Source organism: Romboutsia sp. 13368 (assembly GCF_018336475.1).
In the GTDB taxonomy this organism is placed as follows: Bacteria; Bacillota; Clostridia; order Peptostreptococcales; family Peptostreptococcaceae; genus Romboutsia.
In genome coordinates this window covers 1,220,050-1,220,260 of the sequence record NZ_CP048741.1, presented here as the reverse complement: position 1 = coordinate 1,220,260, position 211 = coordinate 1,220,050, and the positions used below count along the sequence as shown (strand labels likewise).

The following is a 211-nucleotide window of genomic DNA, read 5'->3' as shown; positions in this document are numbered from 1 at the left end:
ATARGYTATATGCTAGGTGCAAATGAAAATAGCATTGATTTAGTTATGGAATATGGTAAATATATAGTTTATGCTACACCAATATTTATTTGTACTAATTTCTTAGGTCCTATAATTAGAAATAGAAAAGATCCTAATTTATGTATGATAGCAGTATTAGTTGGAGCAGTTCTTAACATAGTACTTGACTATATATTTGTTTTCCAAATGC

Annotated in this window: 1 pseudogene (cut by a window edge); it reads left to right on the top strand. The window is 26.8% G+C overall.

Annotated elements, in window-relative coordinates:
* Positions 1-211 (top strand): annotated as a pseudogene (locus G3997_RS04975) (MATE family efflux transporter) (its annotated part extends 351 nt beyond the left edge of the window); the annotation flags it as partial.